Genomic DNA, 433 nt, shown 5'->3' with positions numbered 1-433 from the left:
AGGTCGTCGAGGTCAAGCAGATTCCGCACGAGGAAGCCGACGCGTTCCTGCAGGCGCTCGACGCCGCTTGAGCGCCGCGCTGCCGGCCGAGGTGAAGGCCGGCGGCCGACGCGCGGCGGGCCGCACCGCATCAAGAATCGTTTGCATGACAACTGAAGACGAATTCCGCCGAAACGAGAAAATCGTCGCACAACAACAAGCGAACGAAAACGCCCGGCATCCGGAAACGGATTGCCGGGCTTTTTTTATCGAATACCCAACCGTAAGGACACCCGTCGGAATATCGCGCCCGAATTTCGAGATAAGCGTGTAAACGGCGCTACGCCGCGACGGTATTAAATGCGCGTCGATCCCGACACCGCGATCCGCGAATGTCCGCTGCGCCGAATCATCGTCGACTGTCACATTCGGCGATATCCGAACGACACGTAAT

The 433-nt window shown here is 59.6% G+C and carries 1 protein-coding gene; it reads left to right on the top strand.

Features of this window, described 5'->3' with window-relative positions:
• Positions 1-313, top strand: a 313-nt coding sequence (locus tag J5M71_RS28775) for a hypothetical protein (RefSeq protein ID WP_207839080.1), incomplete at its 5' end; no start/stop codon positions are given.
• Positions 314-433: the final 120 nt, after the last annotated feature.

This window comes from Pseudomonas sp. 43(2021) (assembly GCF_017490805.1).
Lineage (GTDB): Bacteria > Pseudomonadota > Gammaproteobacteria > Pseudomonadales > Pseudomonadaceae > Aquipseudomonas.
Note: the sequence above shows the minus strand (reverse complement) of the source record. Positions and strands in the feature narration are given on the sequence as shown.